Source organism: Candidatus Defluviilinea proxima, from assembly GCA_016721115.1.
GTDB lineage: Bacteria > Chloroflexota > Anaerolineae > Anaerolineales > Villigracilaceae > Defluviilinea > Defluviilinea proxima.
The window spans coordinates 4,577,410-4,594,460 of the sequence record JADKIW010000001.1; the positions used below are offsets into that span (position 1 = coordinate 4,577,410).

Sequence of the window (17,051 nt, forward strand, 5' to 3'; positions counted from 1 at the left end):
ATATGACTACTGAAAACACAAAAGGAAATTGGCTTGGCTCGAACCTGGCTCTTGGTTTACTTGTAACTCTGCTAAGCGTATTCACTGCCCTGACAAATTATTCAACCTACAAAGCGGGCAATGAGGCTTCAGACCTCAAAGCCGAAGGGGATAGGCAACTTGCCAATTCGAACACAGAATATATCAGCGCTTCACAATTCATTATTGTTGATTACAACATGTACGATAATTATTATGTAAACGTGGATGTAGATGACACCAAGGCCGAATATTACCAGTCACAGTTCTCAGATGACTTAACAGCCAGCGTGGGCCGCGATGACCCCTTCGACGATCAATATTACGATGCGATGTACAAGGATGCTGAGGACTTGTTCAACGAAGCATTTGCCACATTCGACCAGGCTCAAGTTCTTGATGATAAAGAAGGCGGCTTCCAATTCGCCATGTTGATCTCAGCGGTCGGCCTATCATTCGCCGCATACGCCTCCCTGCTGGAGGAAAAGAATCGCTTGCGAAGTGTCTTTGCTGTTCTTTCCATCGTCGCATTCGTTCTGAGCATTATTCAATATGTCACCATCGTGCTTGGATAAGCATCCATGAAGCTCGACTATACCGAACTAGAGAGTGGCATTCGCCTGATCAAACTCAGCGGCAGGCTCGATATGAACGGCACCTACAGCGTGGAGGTTCAATTTGTGAACCATTGCAGTGGTGGGAACGTCCGCATGATCGTGGATCTTTCGGATGTGAGCTTTCTCTCGTCGGTAGGAATCCCCATGCTGGTCAACAATGCCCAAGCGGTCACAAGTCGGGGCGGTAAATTCGTTCTCCTCCGCCCGCAGGAAAGTGTGGCCAGCGTGCTGGAATTGGTCGGCGTTACACAGGTCATCCCCATTTACAACGACCTCCATATGGCCGTTGCCAGCCTAAAATAGAGAGGTTCAACAGCCAAACAAAACTGTTGACAAATTATATATAATTTTGCGGTATAATGACGACATACAAATAGAAAGCGGATACCCCCGCTTTAGGAGCTCAACATGTATACCGCATTACTTTTCATTCTGCCCCTTGCTTTGATCTTGTGGGCTTTGTCCAAAACAACCGAAAAAGTCCTTGCAATTCGACAGGGTCAACGCGAAGAAGGCAAAGAACCGTTCGTTTACCTATAACTATAGGCAAATGCACAACCAAAAAGGCTTCGGATATTCTCCGGAGCCTTTTTCTGTTTAAAGTGAATGGGATGCGGAACTTGCCCGCCTCTTTCTTAACTGGCAGTTGATTTCGGCATGGACGGCTTACCGCCATCTGCCTGCCTGCTCAACATCTTTTGCGTCACCCGCATCTTGATCTCATGCTCCACCCAAAAGCGATTGATCTCCTCGCAGGCGCGTTGACGGGTATACCCGTACTTCACCTGGAGCATTGTGGCGAACCTGTCATACTTGACCTCGGCCTTATCCACACGAACAAGGTCGTGCTCGGCGATCAGATTCCATCGCGCAATAGACTGGCCGCGAATGACCTTTTTCCAGTTCTTATCGAATATTACTTTAGTAATTGCCATGGGAACCTCCTTCACGAATGGCACACGTACAACTTGATATATTATTAGGAGTTCTCATGATTTCGTTTCCGTACATTCGTGCAATTTCCCCAGCAACCAGGTAAAACAAAATTTTCAAACTCGAACTGCATTCATTGTACTACGTCCTGCGCACAAAAGCAGGATTCTCGTTCAGCGAATTACAAAACCGAAATTGACAAACTTGTTACGTCCACGATCCAAGCACATTGACCCGAAAGAATTGCACAAAATCACTCCCGTGCTATACTTGATTCAAGCTCAAGAGTGAACACAAGAAAAGGATTTAATCATGAACAAGAACATTGTCCTTACACTCACAGGACACGACCGGGTCGGGATCGTCAAAGAGATCGCCAATGTGCTGGTTAAACATGGAGGAAATGTAGAGAACAGCCGTATGGCACGCCTCGGCGGGGAATTTGCCATGCTGGCATTAATTGCTCTCGAAGAGAAGGACTTGCCCGCCCTTGAAGCAGATTTTCAAAAGCTACGCGGCGAGGGATTCCAGATCACGCTCCTCCCCACCGAGACTGAACACGCCAAGAAATATGCAGGTTGGCTCCCCTACCAGATCGAAGTGCTGGGCGCGGACCACGAAGGCATCATCTACGAGATCGCTCAACACCTCGCTCAACAAGGCATCAACTTCGAAGACGTGGAGACGACAACCGCTCCCGCCCCCATGAGCGGCACTCCCATCTTCAAGATGCAAGCCACTGTCCTTGTGCCGCCCAACCTACCCTTCAACAAATGGAGCGACGCACTCGAAGAGATCGGCGATAAACTGAATGTCACTGTCGAAGTGACGATGGTGAAGTAAACAGAATGGTCTCAAGGATACAGATCCAAGAGGCCATTTTTTATTCATCAAAACCATAACCTGTTGTTAACAACAAAATGCAGGGATATTAATATAATTGCCCAACATTTCTCAGCGAACAGGTATATACATGGACTTACAGTATAACGAAACGAATGGAACACGCATTATCAAACTGACTGGCAAGCTCGATATTATCGGCACGGGGGCCATCGAAACAAAGTTTGCAGGATACTCCGCAGGAGAACACACTCACATGCTCGTTGATCTTTCCGATGTAGATTTTCTTGCATCCATCGGCATTCGTCTGTTGGTGTTGACTGCCAAATCCATCGCGAGTCGTGGCGGCAAAATGGCGCTGGTCAACCCAACGTCTGATGTGAGAGGCGTGCTGGAAGTGACAGGTATCCCTGCCATCATCCCGATCTATTCCGACTTGGAATCAGCTCAAGCTGGCATTTCATCTGAAAAATTTGCTTAGAACCTTCATAAGCCTAAAGTTATTTTCGATTCGCTCGTAAAAATCAAAAACGGTCTCGCGGACAGTACGTCTCGAGACCGTTTTTGATTTCATTGTTTTGTTCAGCGATTATGCAGGGCGCTTACGCTTGTTCGCATCATTTCCAGGGACACTTGCCTTGCGGGCTTCCTGCTTTACCAAACGATTGTGTTTGCGCTGTCCCTTTGAGGGACGTTTGGGCTTGGTCTTGGTTATTGGTGTGTTCAATTGACTTGCTCCTTATGTATTTTGATTTCTAAATCCATATTCAACCGAAAGAAGGGCTCTCCAACTTTGGCTGGATTTCTTTTCTCTTTTTGAAAAACAACTCTCTCAGGCTTTTCTCCAATTATTGCTAGCCTGAATGGTCTCCACTAGAGTTTTTTGTTTTCCGTACATTGTGCTCGTTTCCAAAACCTGGATCTCTAGATTGCGGCAATCGAGGCAAAGAAAAGCCTCTGTTTGAAACAAAGCAGGGAAGTTATCCTCTGCGAGCATTTGAAGGACGACACCGTCCTGATGCCAATCATTGTTCGTGTTCTTATACACATTGACCGAGCCGCACTTGGAACATTTTCTTTCTTGCATGGGAATCTCCTTCAAACTACTTAAACCTGCTCGACCTGTCCAACATAGACAGGGTGGGTACCATACTGGTTTTTTGGAAAATAGTATGTGTTGCTTACAAGCGATGATCCAACTCCCCCACATGGATAGGCAAGTACCAACTAGTGACCTGATTTCATTGTACTACTTTAATTGAATAAAGATAGGATTTACATATAATCGCAAATGGAAATGAGTTGCGTTATCATTCGAACATCAGGAGCCAAACCCCAATATGAACCCGATCAAAACTGAAAGACTTACTCTTCGCCCTTTAACTTTAGACGATACAGAATTCATCATTGAATTGTTGAATGAACCATCCTTTATTCAAAACATCGGTGATCGTGGCGTGCGGACACTCGCAGACGCGGAGAAGTATCTCGAAAACGGACCCATCTCCAGTTACGCAAGAAACGGATTCGGATTGCTGGCTGTCACACTGAAAGATACGAGTCAGCCCATCGGCATGTGCGGATTGATCAAACGCGACTCTCTGGAAGATGTGGATATTGGCTACGCGTTTTTGCCAAAATTCTGGTCGAAAGGGTATGCGTTTGAATCCGCACAGGCTGTGATGAACTACGCAAAGGACGTTGTGGGATTGAAGCGCGTGGTTGCCATCGTTGACCCAGCGAATGCAGGCTCCATCCGTCTGCTTGAAAAGATCGGGATGACCTTTGAGAAAATGGTGAAACTGTCAGAGGATGATATCGATTTGAAGTTATTTTCAATTCGCTTATAAAACCAAAAACGGTCTCATGGACATCACATCCTGAGACCGTTTCTTTTTATAAGATCACAACGCGGCGATCACTCTCTGTAACTTGGCTTGGACTTCCACAGCGATCGGCTCCAAATCTGGATTTTCAACCTGTGACATCGCCACAAGCGGATCCACCGCCGCGACCTCTGTTTTTCCATCCCCAACATCCCGCACAATGACATTGCACGGCAGATAGAGACCAATATGCTCATCGGCCTGTACAGCCTTGTGTGCGAATGGCGGATTACATGCCCCAAGGATCTTATATGGCCGCATGTCAACATCCAGTTTCTTCTTGAGCGTTCCCGCCATATCGATCTCCGTCAAAACACCAAACCCCTCTTTCTTCAACTCTTCCGTTACTTTTGCAACTGCATCATTAAATGACAGTTCAATCGTTGTGTTGAAATAGTATTTAGACATTGTGCCCTCCACTTATGATTATACAAGAGTTAGAACAAAACGGTCTCGTGGACTTCACATCCCAAGACCGTCTTTCATCCTTCTGTCTTCATCATTATTCTACATATATCTCAATACCATTTTCACGGATACGGAACACAAAGCATCTGTCCAGTTTGGATATAGCGTGAATCGCTGAGCTTATTAGCGACAGTAATTTCTTTAACCGTTGTGGAATATCGCTCAGCCAACCTAAACACATTATCTTTTGGTTGAACAGTGTAGGAAAAACCGTTTTCGATTCCTATATGCTTGCAACACGGAACATTTATCCTCACTAATTGATTTACTACAAACATATCTTGATTGACACGTCTATCACTGTTTCGAATATCGGATTCTGAAACATAAAACCAAGATGCGACGCTCTGTACAGTATCACCTGATTGAATTACATATAAGCAATAATCTAGCGAATCACTCGCATTTGTTGAGTTTATTGGAACAAGTGTTGCAGTAGCGATATTTTCCGCAGGTGCCGCCACTGTTATAAGAGACATTGAAGTAATTGTGGGTGTTGGAATTAAATCCTGTAACAATGGCTCACCCAGCGAAGTTTGTATGAACGTAGGAGAGGGAGTTGGAAGTATTTTTGGTATAAACCACGTAGGTTTAAATACAGTTATCAAACAAACTATCATCAACAATAAAACAGCACCAAAAACAACAGGTTTATATATATCAGGAAGAACAGTTGGAGGAGCTTCCACGACTGCTTTTAGAATTGTTCCACCCGCTAACGTAACCAGACTAAGTCCGAGAGTGCCAGCTATAGTACCAGCCATCACACCAGCCACAGCAAGCTCTAAAGTTGCATCGAAAACCATTCCTTTCCACTCGTCTTTCATGTAAGCTAACGTAAACCATCTTAGAAACTCTCTACTAGATTGGATGATGTTGCTATCTGATTTCTCGTGAAGTGCAACATGTCCCTTCCAATCCGAAACGATTTTAAAGGTTTCTTCATCTAAAGACACAGACCTGCGGCGAGGGGTCGTAACATCTGCCACCCCAATCGATTGCGCATGAAATACTTGGGAGAAATATTGATCGTAAAGAGGATGGACAGGGAGATTTAACTCGCGAGTATAAATTTGCTGTAAGCGCAATTGTTCTTCATGCGAAAACGATCCAATAAAATCATATCGCCTAATTGGATATTCTGAATCATCGCTCTTATATTCTGGCTCATTTATATCTTCGGGCAGAGCAGATTTTGGCACAATATCAATCAGTGAAGAAAATTCTTCAAAAAGCTTTTGAGTGATTCTCCAAGCTTCACCTCTTACTTCATAGTCGCGACTATTAACCAATCTAACTATTCGCGAATCAGTAATCTGTTTTGCCCTATATTTATTAATTGTTTTTACCAGTAACGCATAAATAAACAAGAATAATATTGGACTACCTACCCTCGAATCTCGAAGCATTTGCACAAGTGCGCTCGGAACTTCAAGAATATGGTCGCGGATTGATGCGCTCTCCTTTATTTTGTTTGTATCAAGAAAATCAAGGATAAAAAGCGACAGGTCTAATAATATTGCTTGTCGTGGGGTATTGTTTGAAGTCTGACTTGGTTCCATTACACCTCTCCTAACCAGCCCTAATACGATGAAACAGTGAATTTATATTAAATTTATACTCCCAGCCCACAAAACCCAAGTAACAAGTGTAATAAACTTAACCTGACAAACTTTCTCAGCCTCCCATAAAACGGGTATTAATCAACGAGGCCATGTCACCAACCTCGGCATGGCTTTACAAAAACGGTCTCGCGGACATTACATCCTGAGACCGCTTTTCATCCTAGCCCTTCCAACCAAGTAAGCCACGAATCAAAATGTGGGCATTCTGCGCGTATTAAATCTAATCCAATTCCTAATACAGCAAGAGTACCGTACAAAGGTTTTTCATATTTTGGATATAGTTCAATTATTCGTTTTGATGGCGCAGTCTGCGGATTATCATTAATATCCTCTGGCGTAGGAAAACCATCTCGAATTCTTTGAATCTCGTTTGTTAAGTCCCTTTCTGGAAAAAGTTCTGCTGTTCGTACTGGTTCTACAAACAAGAAGGCTTCGAATTCATGAACCTGGAGATGAGGATAAAAACGTGGCGAGTTGATATCCTGCTGGAATGCTTGTTCAAGGTGTAATGCCTTATCTCGTCCGTTACTTTTCGGACGAGTATCTTGACCAGGAAAGTTTTTTGGTAAGTGATACAAATCATAAAGAGTGGTCACGGCTACTACATTTGTGTCTCGCAAGAGACGCATAACTTCGTTTTTTGTTTGTTCATACGACAAAACCCCACCTTTAAATTTCTGCCCTTGTTTCACACGATGAGTTGTAATAACTACTGGATTTAAATCAACATTGAAATTCCAAAGATGCTTGCGAAGAACTTCACGGACAAAGGTTTCTTCTGTTTGACCCTCTGCTGAAACCAATACACGATTCATCCTGGGCGTCCTCCAAGTACATTTTTCTCCCAGAGATCACCCATGCCATAATCATCTAGCCAACCTTCAAGGTCACTTTCCGCAAGCCGTCTAAACGTGGATTGCTGATTTAATCGATCTACGACAACAATATCATCTGGGTTAAATTGATTAACAAGTGGCACAGACTGCGTTGAGACAATTACCTGCGTTTCTGATGCTGCGCTTCGTAACAAGGAAGCCAACACAGTAATTGCATAAGGGTGTAATCCCAACTCAGGCTCATCAATCAAAATTGTGGATGGTAATTTAGGCTGTAGCAACAGTGTTGCTAAACACATAAAACGGAGTGTACCGTCAGATAATACGTTAGCATTAAAGTATTCATCTGATCCAATCTCACGCCATTCCAATTGAATTCTCTCGGGATTGAATGGATCAGGACGTAAATTAAAATCATCAAAAAATGGTGCTACTAAACGTATTGTTGAAACTATTTTTCTGTAGTAAGGCTCTTTGGTTTCTCGTAATAAATATAAAAAGGCAGCTAAATTAGAAGCATCTGACCTTAAGGCACTATTATCATTTAGGTTTCCGCTTTGTTTGACTTTTGCACCTGCGCTTGTATCGTGAAAGTGATAGACACGCCAACTCTGTAATGCACGTAGCACATGATCTGCAATTGTCATATGGTTAATTTCACGAGAAATTTCAAGCATTCGAGTTTCACGATGTCCACTTCCTAAACCTTGTCGATATGGCTGTAAGTACTTGGATTTATCGTGATACCAAACTTCTTCAGAACCAAAAATGAGTGTGTCGCCCGAAGCGGGAAGAAGATTGCAGTTATAGCCATTATTTCCAAATTTCAAATCGATCTGAAGAGATTCGCTTGTTTTACGACCAAAATAGAGCAAGCTATCAGCCCCACCCTGTTGGCTAATAAAAACTTGCAAATTTTCTTCAACAATCTGGTTAATAAGCTTAAAGGCGGAGATGAAATTGGTTTTTCCCGAACCATTTGCTCCAATAAGAATATTGAGAGCTGCGAGAGGAAAATCCTTCAACTCACGGATTGACTTATAGCCTTGAATACTTATAGTTTCCAGTGGCGTTTTCATATAATTTCTCTTTATCGTAGGTTATGTTAATTCTACCTGTATTCTACCTGCTTTCAAAAGAAAGATTGTTAGCCATTATTCCCTTCCCACCACCCCATCAACTCGCTCAGCGGCAAGGATGGTGTCGCATCACCCTGCCTGCCTGAATTCCACGTTACGATCAGATCCCTCTTCGCACGCGTGATGCCCACGTAGAAGAGGCGCAGGCGTTCCTTCACATAATCCAACCGCGAGCGCAATGTCGCTGTGCCTTCCTCGTACCAGTCATATTCACTCGACGACTCGAGCGCGGTCAACTGCGCCAGTGCCTCCGCTTCGAGATTCAAACCGCTCCGCACGAACCAACGCTCCGAAATAAAACGGTCATTCGGCATGTTCGACGGGAAGTCATAATTATTGACCGACATCAAATACACGCGGTCCCACTCCAGTCCCTTCGCCTTGTGCATCGTCGTCACCACCACCCGTCCGCGATGCCGTTCGGGGTCAAAGCCCGAATCGTCCGACGAGAAACCGATGAAGCGCCGTTCGTTCTTCGCGATCACCGCCAGTTCCGACGTCAACTCCGGCAGGCGCCAATCCGCGTGATCGTCCGCCACCTGTCTCAGCACCAGCGCCAGTTTATGCGCCAGCGCCAGATCCGACGCTTCGCTGAACACATCCTGCGCCAGCGTCAGCACCAACTGATCGATGGGCAGAGTCACCGCATTCAACCATCTCTGGACATTGACTCGGAACGCGCTTAATTCCTGGATGACTTGCGCCGCCTCTGACTCACCGATACCTGCCAGCCAATCATTAGCATTTTGTGGCGCGATGAAATTTTCCACATCAACGATCTTGCGCAACAGAGTCGATGTCATTGCGAGGAGCGCACTTTGCGACGAAGCAATCTCCTCATCGTTGGATGTCGTTGCGAGCGCACTTTGCGAAGCAACCCCCTCCTCGTTGAGATTCTCCTCACCGACAGGAGATTGCTTCGGGCTACGCCCTCGCAACGACATATCCTCACGCCAATCCCTGCGCCACACCTCATACGCCTTCGACAACTTCCGCGCCGATTGCGGGTCCGCCAGATACGACAACAACAAATTCAACGATCCCGCTGCCGCCCGCGTCTCAGACGTGGAAGAGATCAACTCGATCGGCTCGATGCCTTTCTGCCGCAGCGCATTGACCACTTCCACGCCACGGGCGTTGCGCGGAACAAGCACAGCGATGGTCGGTTTATCGTCATCAGGAAAATCCCAGATCGAATCGACATATCCCTTAATAGACTTGACCACTGCTTCCATTTCTTCATCGGGCGTATAGCGCTTGCTGATGAACTTGATCCCCTCTGGGTCATCAGGCGGATTCTGCTGCGGGTCACCTTCAGGCACAGGCACGATATGCGGCACCGATAACGCCGTCTGCACATTCGGGTCAGGATGCGAAGTCATCACCCAGTCAATGAGATGATTTGCAACAGCCAGCACCGAAGGCTGCGACCGCCCCGACTCGGGCATGTCCGCATGATTGTTGTTCTTGATGAAGTCACGCAACAGATCTGGGTTGGCGGTTGTGAATGTTTCAAAGATGGCTTGATTCGGATCTCCAACCCGCACCCAGTTATCTTCACCGCTTGAAATCAATTCAAGAATTCTTTGTTGGGTCATACTTGAATCTTGTGCTTCGTCCTCAAGAATAAATTTGTAGCGGTAACTCAATCTGGCGCGAAATTCTTCGTCGCTTTCGAGCAAGGTCAACGCCAAACGGATGAGGTCGTCGAAGTCCACGGCGCCGCGATAGGCGAGGGCGCGTTGATAGTCCGCGTAGATGCTGTAGCCGAGTTCCGCTAAAGGCAACGGGGCAGGAGAAGCGTCGAGTTTGGCACGCAGGCTTTCGGGAGTCAGGAGGCGATCTTTGGATGAACGGATAAAAGCTAAAGCGAGGGAATCCAACAAATTGGGAAGTTGATCACGTTTGACCCAATCCCTTTTGGATTGATCCATGGCAGGGTCGAGATAATCATCCAGCGAATGCGACGCCAGCCACGCATTGACCGACTCGCGGCGGATGAAGCCCGCCTCACGCTCGTCGATGATGCTGAAACGCTCCTCAAGCCCCACGCGCGCCGGCTTCTCGCGGACGATGTCATGCGCCAGCCCATGCAATGTGCGCACGCGATATTTGTACAGCGCCTGCAATGGGTTATCGAAGAAACGTTTGATGCGCGCTTCGAAATTATCCACCGCCGAGTTGACGAGCGTAACGATGAGCACTTCCTGATCGTCGCCAAGCGCGCCGCTTTGAATGATCTGCGCCGCCAACGCCGAGAGAATATGCGTCTTCCCCGCACCAGGGACCGCGGCAATACCGAGCCGCCCGCCGTTGTAGCGGAGGATGTTTTGTTGAGAGGGTCGAGGAGTGAAGGTAGGTGTCATGTGTTGGCTGCTTCTTCAATAGGGTGATTCTACCCTGCAAACCCGCACGGTGATAAACCACCGTGCTATTCGTACAAAGCCCGCTAAAGCGGACTGGATATGGGCGAGGCGACTTCAGTCGCCTTCGTATGGATAGCCGTGGGGTTTATCCCACGGCGGGCAATGCCGAGGCGAGAACAACGTCCACGCTAGGCCTCATCCATCCTCTCCATCGCCACGATCAACGTCCCGTCGGCGTGGTGATGTTTCTGATTATGAATATATCGTACCACTGAGGCGAGATTCCGTTCGCCGAAAGACAACACGCCATATTCATCCTGCCAATAAAATTCAAAATCAGGTTTGATCACATGATTGACGAAATGCGAGCTGTTTCCTTTTACGTCGCCGATAAATTTCGCGGGGGCTATCTTTGGCGGAACGGAAACAGCGAGATGCACATGATCTTCGATCCCACCGATGGCATGGACAAATCCACCCATATCGTGTGCCTTTGCCGCGATAACACGATAGAGTTCAGGCTCGAAAGCGGAATCAATGAGCGGCAATCGATTCTTTGTGCTCCAGATAAAGTGATAGTAGAGTTTCCAATACGGCATATGTTTGACTCTCCCTAATAACAATCCGCTTATAAATTGCTATAAATTATCCAATGTCCCATAGATCATACTTCTCCTTTCCAGGATGCGGAACATACCGTACCCTATCACAACATAAAGAAGCCCGATCAAGATCTCGCCCTGGAGCAAAGGTGCAACGGTAACCCAATCGGCACCGTTGAGAGCAGCGCGTGCCGCCGCGATACCACGCGTCATGGGCAAGCTATAGGAAATGACTTGCAGGAATCTCGGCAAAGAACTCACTGGGAAGTTGGCTCCCACAAGAACATACAACGAAAGTGCCAGCGTGGAAGTGATCATCCAACCATCGCGGCTGACGAGCGAGATACTGCCCATGATGAATCCCATGCCACTGGTTGCCAGGGTGGTTATCAATACGCAGAGTAACACTAACCAGAAGTTGGCCCCAGACATATCCAAGTGAAAGATCAGGATGGCGATAGGCAAGGCAAAGGCAACAGTGACGAAACTGTCCAGGATGTGAAACAGAGCGCGGCCAAGAAAAAGAGGCGCCCTCGGAGCGGGACTTCCTAAAAGATAAGATAAAGCTCCAAAGGCTTTCTCATTGCCGATCGTCATGGAAATCCCACTCAGGCCATTCGTGGAAGGGATCAACAGGATATTGCCAACAACGATATAGACTGGATCGTTCAATCCGACATAACGCCCCATATAAACAAAGAACACCATCGCAAAGAAGCCGAAGCCAAACTTGCTGACGAAATAATTGAAGGGCGCACTCCAGGCAAACAGAGCACGATAAGCAACCCATGCCTGAATGAAATACAAACGAATATAACGAGTGATCGTACGCATCATATCGAACTCATTTCCCCGGTCACACGGATACGATCATGGACCTTACCATCCAGCCAACGCGTAACAAGCCAGAGGATGAGCGTAGTAAAGAGAGAGAGCGCCCACTGAATGGAATAGGAATGCAAGTCACCCGTTCCTGTAAGGGCCGAATTCATCGCTTCCAAAGCCCAACGGATCGGGAAGATGACCGAGATGGATTGCATCCATTGCGGCAAAATTTGAATAGGGTACATGAAACCACATACGATAGCAACTGGCATCTCGAGAAACTCAACCATCGAACCTGAAAGCCGAGACCACACAAGAAAGTTCGCAAAGAAAATACCCAACGCCCACATTCCCAGCAAGATCAATAAAAAGGATACGATGGCTGCCAGCAAATTCGCGTCTGCCAATGAATAATGGAAGATCAACAGCGCGGCAATGAACGCGACAGACATACTCAACAATCCCGCCAGCACATTGGTCATCGTGCGAATGGATTCCACAGTTCCCAGCGAAGTTGGGCTGGCAACGATCAGTTCCAGCGTTCCATCGCGGCGATCACCACGGATATCAAAAGTGGAGGTAAAGACCAATCCGCTCCACATGCCCATGATGCCACCACCGATCACCGTGTAAACCAAATCTGGCTGACTATTGCCTGCCACACGTGAAAGCACCATTCCAACTGCACTGAAGATCGCAGGTTGAAAAACAAGTAGCGAGAGCGACAACATGTCAAAAGTTCGCACTCGCAACTGAACATTCATCTGTCGCCAAATCAAACGACCCGTATGCCCGTTCATTTCGTCTCCTTTTGGATTATAGAGACGTACACATCCTCCAATGTTTGATTACGGACTTCCAATCCCTGCACGTGTTGTGAGCTGATAAACGGCGTCAATACTTGCATCACATCTTCAGGTCGCACAGTGCGGATGGAGACCTTTTTATTGGGATGCGCCTCACCGATCTGCATATGCAAATAACCGTCTAACTTTTGCAATCCAGCCTGCAACTCGGCAAGATCATCGGCTCTCACCTCGACCTCGAACAGAGTCTCACCAGTGATCTGCTTCTTAAGGGATGCAGGGGTATCCAGTGCCACAATTCGCCCGTGATAGATAATGCCAATACGGTCACATAATTCTTCCGCCTCGGCCATGTAATGTGTGGTCAAAAGAATGGTCTTGCCAGCCTGAGAAAGTTGTTTGACCGTTTTGCGAAGTTCACGCGCACCCACCGGGTCAATTCCCACTGTCGGCTCATCGAGATATATAAGTTCAGGATCATGCAACAGAGCACGTGCAAGGTGGAGACGTTGTTGCATACCACTTGAAAAGGTTTCAACGCGATCATCCTTACGGTCGGCAAGGCCAACCAATTCCAATAATTCAGAAATACGTCTTTGGGATATGGATGGGTCAAGCGCATACAACTCAGCGAAGTATTTCAAGTTATCCCCCGCTGATAGGCGTCCATATAATCCGCGAGCCCCGCCGAAAGTAAAGCCAATGCGCTCCCGTACCTTTTGGGTTTCTTTTACTACATCAAAACCTAATACTGAGACTTGTCCGGTCGTAGGGAGAAGGATTGTCGCAAGCGTTTTGACCGTAGTGGTCTTGCCCGCTCCATTCGGCCCAAGCAATCCGAATAACTCTCCCTTTCGGACGCTGAACGAAACGTCATCCACCGCCACCGTTTTCTTTTTCTTGTTACTCCAAAACCCAACGCGGGTGATAAATTCTTTGTGTAGCGATTGAACGTTAATGGCATCGTCACTCATACATTATTCTCCTATTGCAAACCATGTCCACCATATTATGTATTTAAACTTACAACGATAACGTTACTGGAACTGCCCAAGTTCCCCACTACAGGTGTTCTACACCCATTTCACTCATAGCAATAAATCGAAAAGTATTTTATCAGCGTATTGTTCTCTCTATCCATCTCAGGGATGAAATTCTCACCAGGATTTGCAACCGCCTTAATACCAAAGTTCGTAATATCTTTCATATCCAGTGCGAGCGTAAACTTTCTATCCCAGTTGGGGTCAAGGTTAGAGATCGTCAGATTGGGACTCCCGATCACTCCGCCATACTTATCCGCCCATGCAGTGATGCGATAAGAACTCTTCCCCAAAAGTATGTACACCCCAACATCGAATGTGCCAAAAGAGTGCGTGGATGCATCACCAATGTTCCGAACGATCACAGTCAATGTCAGGTAACTCCTTGGGACTTCTTCATAGACATCGTGTTTACACACTGGCTCACCAATACTCGAAATGACCAAATCGGGCAGTGGCTTGCCAATAGGAGGCACATACTGCGGTGTAATTGTTGCTGTCCATGTAGGGACAGGCGTATCGGTCGGCATGACCGTTGATGTCCGTGTGGGGTTGGGAGTATAGGTTGAGAGAGGGATAACCTCAGGCTGAAATTGTTTTGAGGGAACTAAAGTTGCCTGTGTGACTGTCGGAGCTGGCTTCAAGGTCGGCGGAGAGATCACCAGTATGAAAGCTGTGATGACTGCAAAGATCGCAAGAATACCCAGGATCACACTACATGTGGCTAAATTTATTTTTTCAGCCATTGACCTATCAATTCCAACGTTTTCACAGGTTGATCCATATATCAGGCAATGCAACAATATCCAGTTGCCCGCCATTGTAGCAACTGAAGTTTTGTTGGAGCAGTCGAGAGGCGCATTTAAACATCAGTCCGTGTTACCTGATATTTCAACTTTATTAATGACGAAAGCGAAAAACCAACCAGCGCGAAACCATATAAAGTAAATGGCATTTGCCAGACAATGAAATCCAAAACCGCATGACCAAAAGCATGGTCGCGGAAAATCAATAACCACGACAAAGGCCCCAATATAGAATACCAAGTAGTAACGACTAATGCCAACCCTTTTCTGTCAGTATTCGCCTTTTTCGAAAAAGAATTCAACACAAAGATCATACATGTAGCAATTGCGAACAAAATCAGTAAATATGAATATCGACCATCGACTAGATCTTTTGCCCATAGCATGTTCGTAGGCAAGCGATTTGACAAAGAGAAAGCATACCCATCAATATAAATACGAATAACTTCCGTTGTCCTTTCGATTACATCCCCCATAGTTGCCGCCTTACCTGTAGCTATAAATTCACTACCATATGTTCGATTGTTCCAGGAAAAAATAATGTGATTCACTGCCTTTTGGAAACTTCCAAGGTCCATTTTGATCTGAATACAAAGGACCGCCAATCCAACAAGTACGGAGCCAACCAGACTAATGCTTAAGCTGATCATTCTGCCAATGAATATATCCTTTTTCCAACGATTTAACACGGCATAATAAACAAAAGGGACTGTAGTCATCAATAAAGCAGATGTGATAAATTCAAAGCCGCTAAACAGAATCTTTACTAGAGAAAGTACAAAAACGATAACAGAAAAGCGAAACATCCACCGGGCATTATCCAAACCTTCATTTGTTCTCAGCCAAATTGAGATCACTAAAAGAGGAAGGTAGAAAGACCACAGAGACCAAAAGAGGTTTCCCCCAAGCAAGGCAAGCCACTTGGAAATCAATATATAAATAGCAACACTTATAGATGCAAGCCATCCCAACTCAGATATGACCCACAAACAAAAAGCCGAAAGAATCATGGATAAAAACAATGAAATTCCCAACCGAAATACAAATAAATTCGTCGATGGAGCAAAGTTCGTCCATGCATCAAATGTGCTATAAATCACGCCCTGAAAGCCAGGGTGTGATTTATAAGTCCAAAACTTGGAGAAATCAGTACCCTTATTATATTTTCGGTTTTGGTTTTCAATTACTCGCCTCTCATATCCACCAACTGCAACATCACCAATGCCTAAAAGCCCACCTGCCGAAAATATTCCGGATTGACGGGATTTGACCAATCGCCCCATAATGTATATTTCAGAAACGTCCCGCCGATATACAACCTCATCATCGGAAATGGCCTGCCATTCATTTTGATAAAACCCAAGAACAAACAAGGAGGTAACAACTAAAAAATATACAATTTTTATTAATAGTTTCATCATAAAAAATATCTCTTCCTAGTCATTTTTTCAGCCATTGACCTATCAATTCCAGAGTCTTAACAGGTTGATCCATGTGGAACAAATGTCCCGTGTCCTTGATTTGAATGGCTGTGCCATTGTTGACATGAGTCTTGAAGAACTCAACATCACTCTCACGGACAAGGCCGCCTTTATCCACTTCACCGTAGATGAGCAAAGCAGGGCATGCAATCTTCTCCATTACGGTTTGCAAATCCACTCCATCCAGGTAGCCACCCACTATGGCTGTTTTGACATACCTGGGGTCCAGTCCGCTATAGGTCTCTTCAAAATAACGTCTCCCCGCTTCATCAATATTGGGAAACAACTCAGAGAACACTTCCTCTGCTGGGCGCTGATGAGTCAACAGATCGTAGAGGCGGAGGAAATACTGATTCGTGTTCTCAGAGCGAACACCCTGCTCGCGTAACAAGAGCGGTGGGTCAAGGACGATCAAAGCCTTGATCCATTCAGGAATCTGCGATGCAACAACCAAGGATGCAACCGCCCCCGCTGAATGCCCTAACAACACAACGGGTTCGCCCACATTACGCTTGATAAACTCCGCCATATCATTCGCAACCGCAGTGACAGTGTACGAGTCACTCCAGCCAGATTTGCCATGGCCGCGTGCATCACAGGCATACAGATGCCAATCGTTCTCCAAACCATTGAGCAGGTGGATCAGTTCCTGCCAACGGGCAGTCGCCCCGTGCAACAGAACAAACGGCTTTCCATTGAACGGTCCTTCTGCGTAATTAATCTTGATGGTACCAGTATCAAATATTTTTTCAGTGAACAT

20 protein-coding genes are annotated in these 17,051 nt (G+C 46.2%); 5 read left to right on the forward strand and 15 right to left on the reverse strand.

Features of this window, described 5'->3' with window-relative positions:
- Positions 1-2: 2 nt before the first annotated feature.
- A complete protein-coding gene (locus tag IPP66_21335; protein MBK9927824.1) occupies positions 3-593 on the forward strand; it encodes a hypothetical protein in 591 nt (196 codons plus the stop codon).
- A 6-nt stretch (positions 594-599) separates the two neighbouring features.
- On the forward strand, positions 600-938 hold the full coding sequence (locus IPP66_21340) for an STAS domain-containing protein (GenBank protein ID MBK9927825.1): 339 nt from the start codon (positions 600-602) through the stop codon (positions 936-938).
- A gap of 332 nt (positions 939-1,270) precedes the next feature.
- Here IPP66_21340 and IPP66_21345 read toward each other — a convergent pair whose 3' ends face one another.
- Positions 1,271-1,570, reverse strand: coding sequence for a hypothetical protein (locus IPP66_21345; GenBank protein MBK9927826.1), 300 nt, complete (start codon positions 1,568-1,570; stop codon positions 1,271-1,273).
- A 310-nt stretch (positions 1,571-1,880) separates the two neighbouring features.
- Between IPP66_21345 and IPP66_21350 the strand changes: the two genes are divergently transcribed.
- Together IPP66_21350 and IPP66_21355 are read left to right on the forward strand one after the other, a co-directional pair.
- Positions 1,881-2,411 carry a transcriptional regulator gene (locus tag IPP66_21350; GenBank protein MBK9927827.1) on the forward strand — a complete coding sequence of 177 codons (531 nt, stop codon included), beginning with the start codon at positions 1,881-1,883 and terminating at the stop codon, positions 2,409-2,411.
- Positions 2,412-2,541: 130 nt separating this feature from the next.
- Complete coding sequence (locus IPP66_21355; protein MBK9927828.1) at positions 2,542-2,892, forward strand: STAS domain-containing protein; 351 nt, start codon at positions 2,542-2,544, stop codon at positions 2,890-2,892.
- Between the two features lie 108 nt (positions 2,893-3,000).
- On the opposite strand, the gene IPP66_21360 is transcribed toward IPP66_21355, so the two are convergent.
- A complete protein-coding gene (locus IPP66_21360; GenBank protein ID MBK9927829.1) occupies positions 3,001-3,138 on the reverse strand; it encodes a hypothetical protein in 138 nt (45 codons plus the stop codon).
- Positions 3,139-3,243: 105 nt separating this feature from the next.
- The gene (locus tag IPP66_21365) at positions 3,244-3,498 is read right to left on the reverse strand and encodes a hypothetical protein (protein MBK9927830.1); all 255 of its coding nucleotides are present in this window, start codon (positions 3,496-3,498) and stop codon (positions 3,244-3,246) included.
- 253 nt (positions 3,499-3,751) lie between these two features.
- Here IPP66_21365 and IPP66_21370 point away from each other — a divergent pair, with 253 nt between their 5' ends.
- The gene (locus IPP66_21370) at positions 3,752-4,261 is read left to right on the forward strand and encodes a GNAT family N-acetyltransferase (protein MBK9927831.1); all 510 of its coding nucleotides are present in this window, start codon (positions 3,752-3,754) and stop codon (positions 4,259-4,261) included.
- Positions 4,262-4,315: 54 nt separating this feature from the next.
- On the opposite strand, the gene IPP66_21375 is transcribed toward IPP66_21370, so the two are convergent.
- From IPP66_21375 to IPP66_21430, 12 genes are all read right to left on the reverse strand, one after another.
- The gene (locus tag IPP66_21375) at positions 4,316-4,705 is read right to left on the reverse strand and encodes a DUF302 domain-containing protein (GenBank protein ID MBK9927832.1); all 390 of its coding nucleotides are present in this window, start codon (positions 4,703-4,705) and stop codon (positions 4,316-4,318) included.
- Positions 4,706-4,827: 122 nt separating this feature from the next.
- Positions 4,828-6,327 carry a LysM peptidoglycan-binding domain-containing protein gene (locus IPP66_21380; GenBank protein ID MBK9927833.1) on the reverse strand — a complete coding sequence of 500 codons (1,500 nt, stop codon included), beginning with the start codon at positions 6,325-6,327 and terminating at the stop codon, positions 4,828-4,830.
- Positions 6,328-6,545: 218 nt separating this feature from the next.
- On the reverse strand, positions 6,546-7,205 hold the full coding sequence (locus tag IPP66_21385) for a DUF4276 family protein (protein MBK9927834.1): 660 nt from the start codon (positions 7,203-7,205) through the stop codon (positions 6,546-6,548).
- Entirely contained in the window at positions 7,202-8,305 is a 1,104-nt protein-coding gene (locus IPP66_21390; protein MBK9927835.1) for an AAA family ATPase, read from the reverse strand. Before IPP66_21390 ends, IPP66_21385 begins: the two co-directional genes overlap by 4 nt.
- Positions 8,306-8,373: 68 nt before the next feature.
- The gene (locus tag IPP66_21395) at positions 8,374-10,731 is read right to left on the reverse strand and encodes an ATP-dependent helicase (GenBank protein ID MBK9927836.1); all 2,358 of its coding nucleotides are present in this window, start codon (positions 10,729-10,731) and stop codon (positions 8,374-8,376) included.
- A 188-nt stretch (positions 10,732-10,919) separates the two neighbouring features.
- Positions 10,920-11,330 (reverse strand): IS200/IS605 family transposase, encoded by a 411-nt coding sequence (tnpA, locus tag IPP66_21400; protein MBK9927837.1) that lies wholly within the window; start codon positions 11,328-11,330, stop codon positions 10,920-10,922.
- 39 nt (positions 11,331-11,369) lie between these two features.
- Positions 11,370-12,170, reverse strand: coding sequence for an ABC transporter permease (locus IPP66_21405; GenBank protein MBK9927838.1), 801 nt, complete (start codon positions 12,168-12,170; stop codon positions 11,370-11,372).
- Positions 12,167-12,958, reverse strand: coding sequence for an ABC transporter permease (locus IPP66_21410; protein ID MBK9927839.1), 792 nt, complete (start codon positions 12,956-12,958; stop codon positions 12,167-12,169). The genes IPP66_21405 and IPP66_21410 overlap by 4 nt, the downstream gene beginning before the upstream one ends.
- Entirely contained in the window at positions 12,955-13,845 is an 891-nt protein-coding gene (locus IPP66_21415) for an ABC transporter ATP-binding protein (GenBank protein ID MBK9927840.1), read from the reverse strand. The genes IPP66_21410 and IPP66_21415 overlap by 4 nt, the downstream gene beginning before the upstream one ends.
- A gap of 203 nt (positions 13,846-14,048) precedes the next feature.
- On the reverse strand, positions 14,049-14,750 hold the full coding sequence (locus tag IPP66_21420) for a hypothetical protein (GenBank protein MBK9927841.1): 702 nt from the start codon (positions 14,748-14,750) through the stop codon (positions 14,049-14,051).
- Between the two features lie 116 nt (positions 14,751-14,866).
- Positions 14,867-16,231, reverse strand: a complete 1,365-nt coding sequence (locus IPP66_21425) for a hypothetical protein (protein ID MBK9927842.1) — start codon at positions 16,229-16,231, stop codon at positions 14,867-14,869.
- Between the two features lie 19 nt (positions 16,232-16,250).
- The gene (locus IPP66_21430; GenBank protein ID MBK9927843.1) at positions 16,251-17,051 is read right to left on the reverse strand and encodes an alpha/beta hydrolase; all 801 of its coding nucleotides are present in this window, start codon (positions 17,049-17,051) and stop codon (positions 16,251-16,253) included.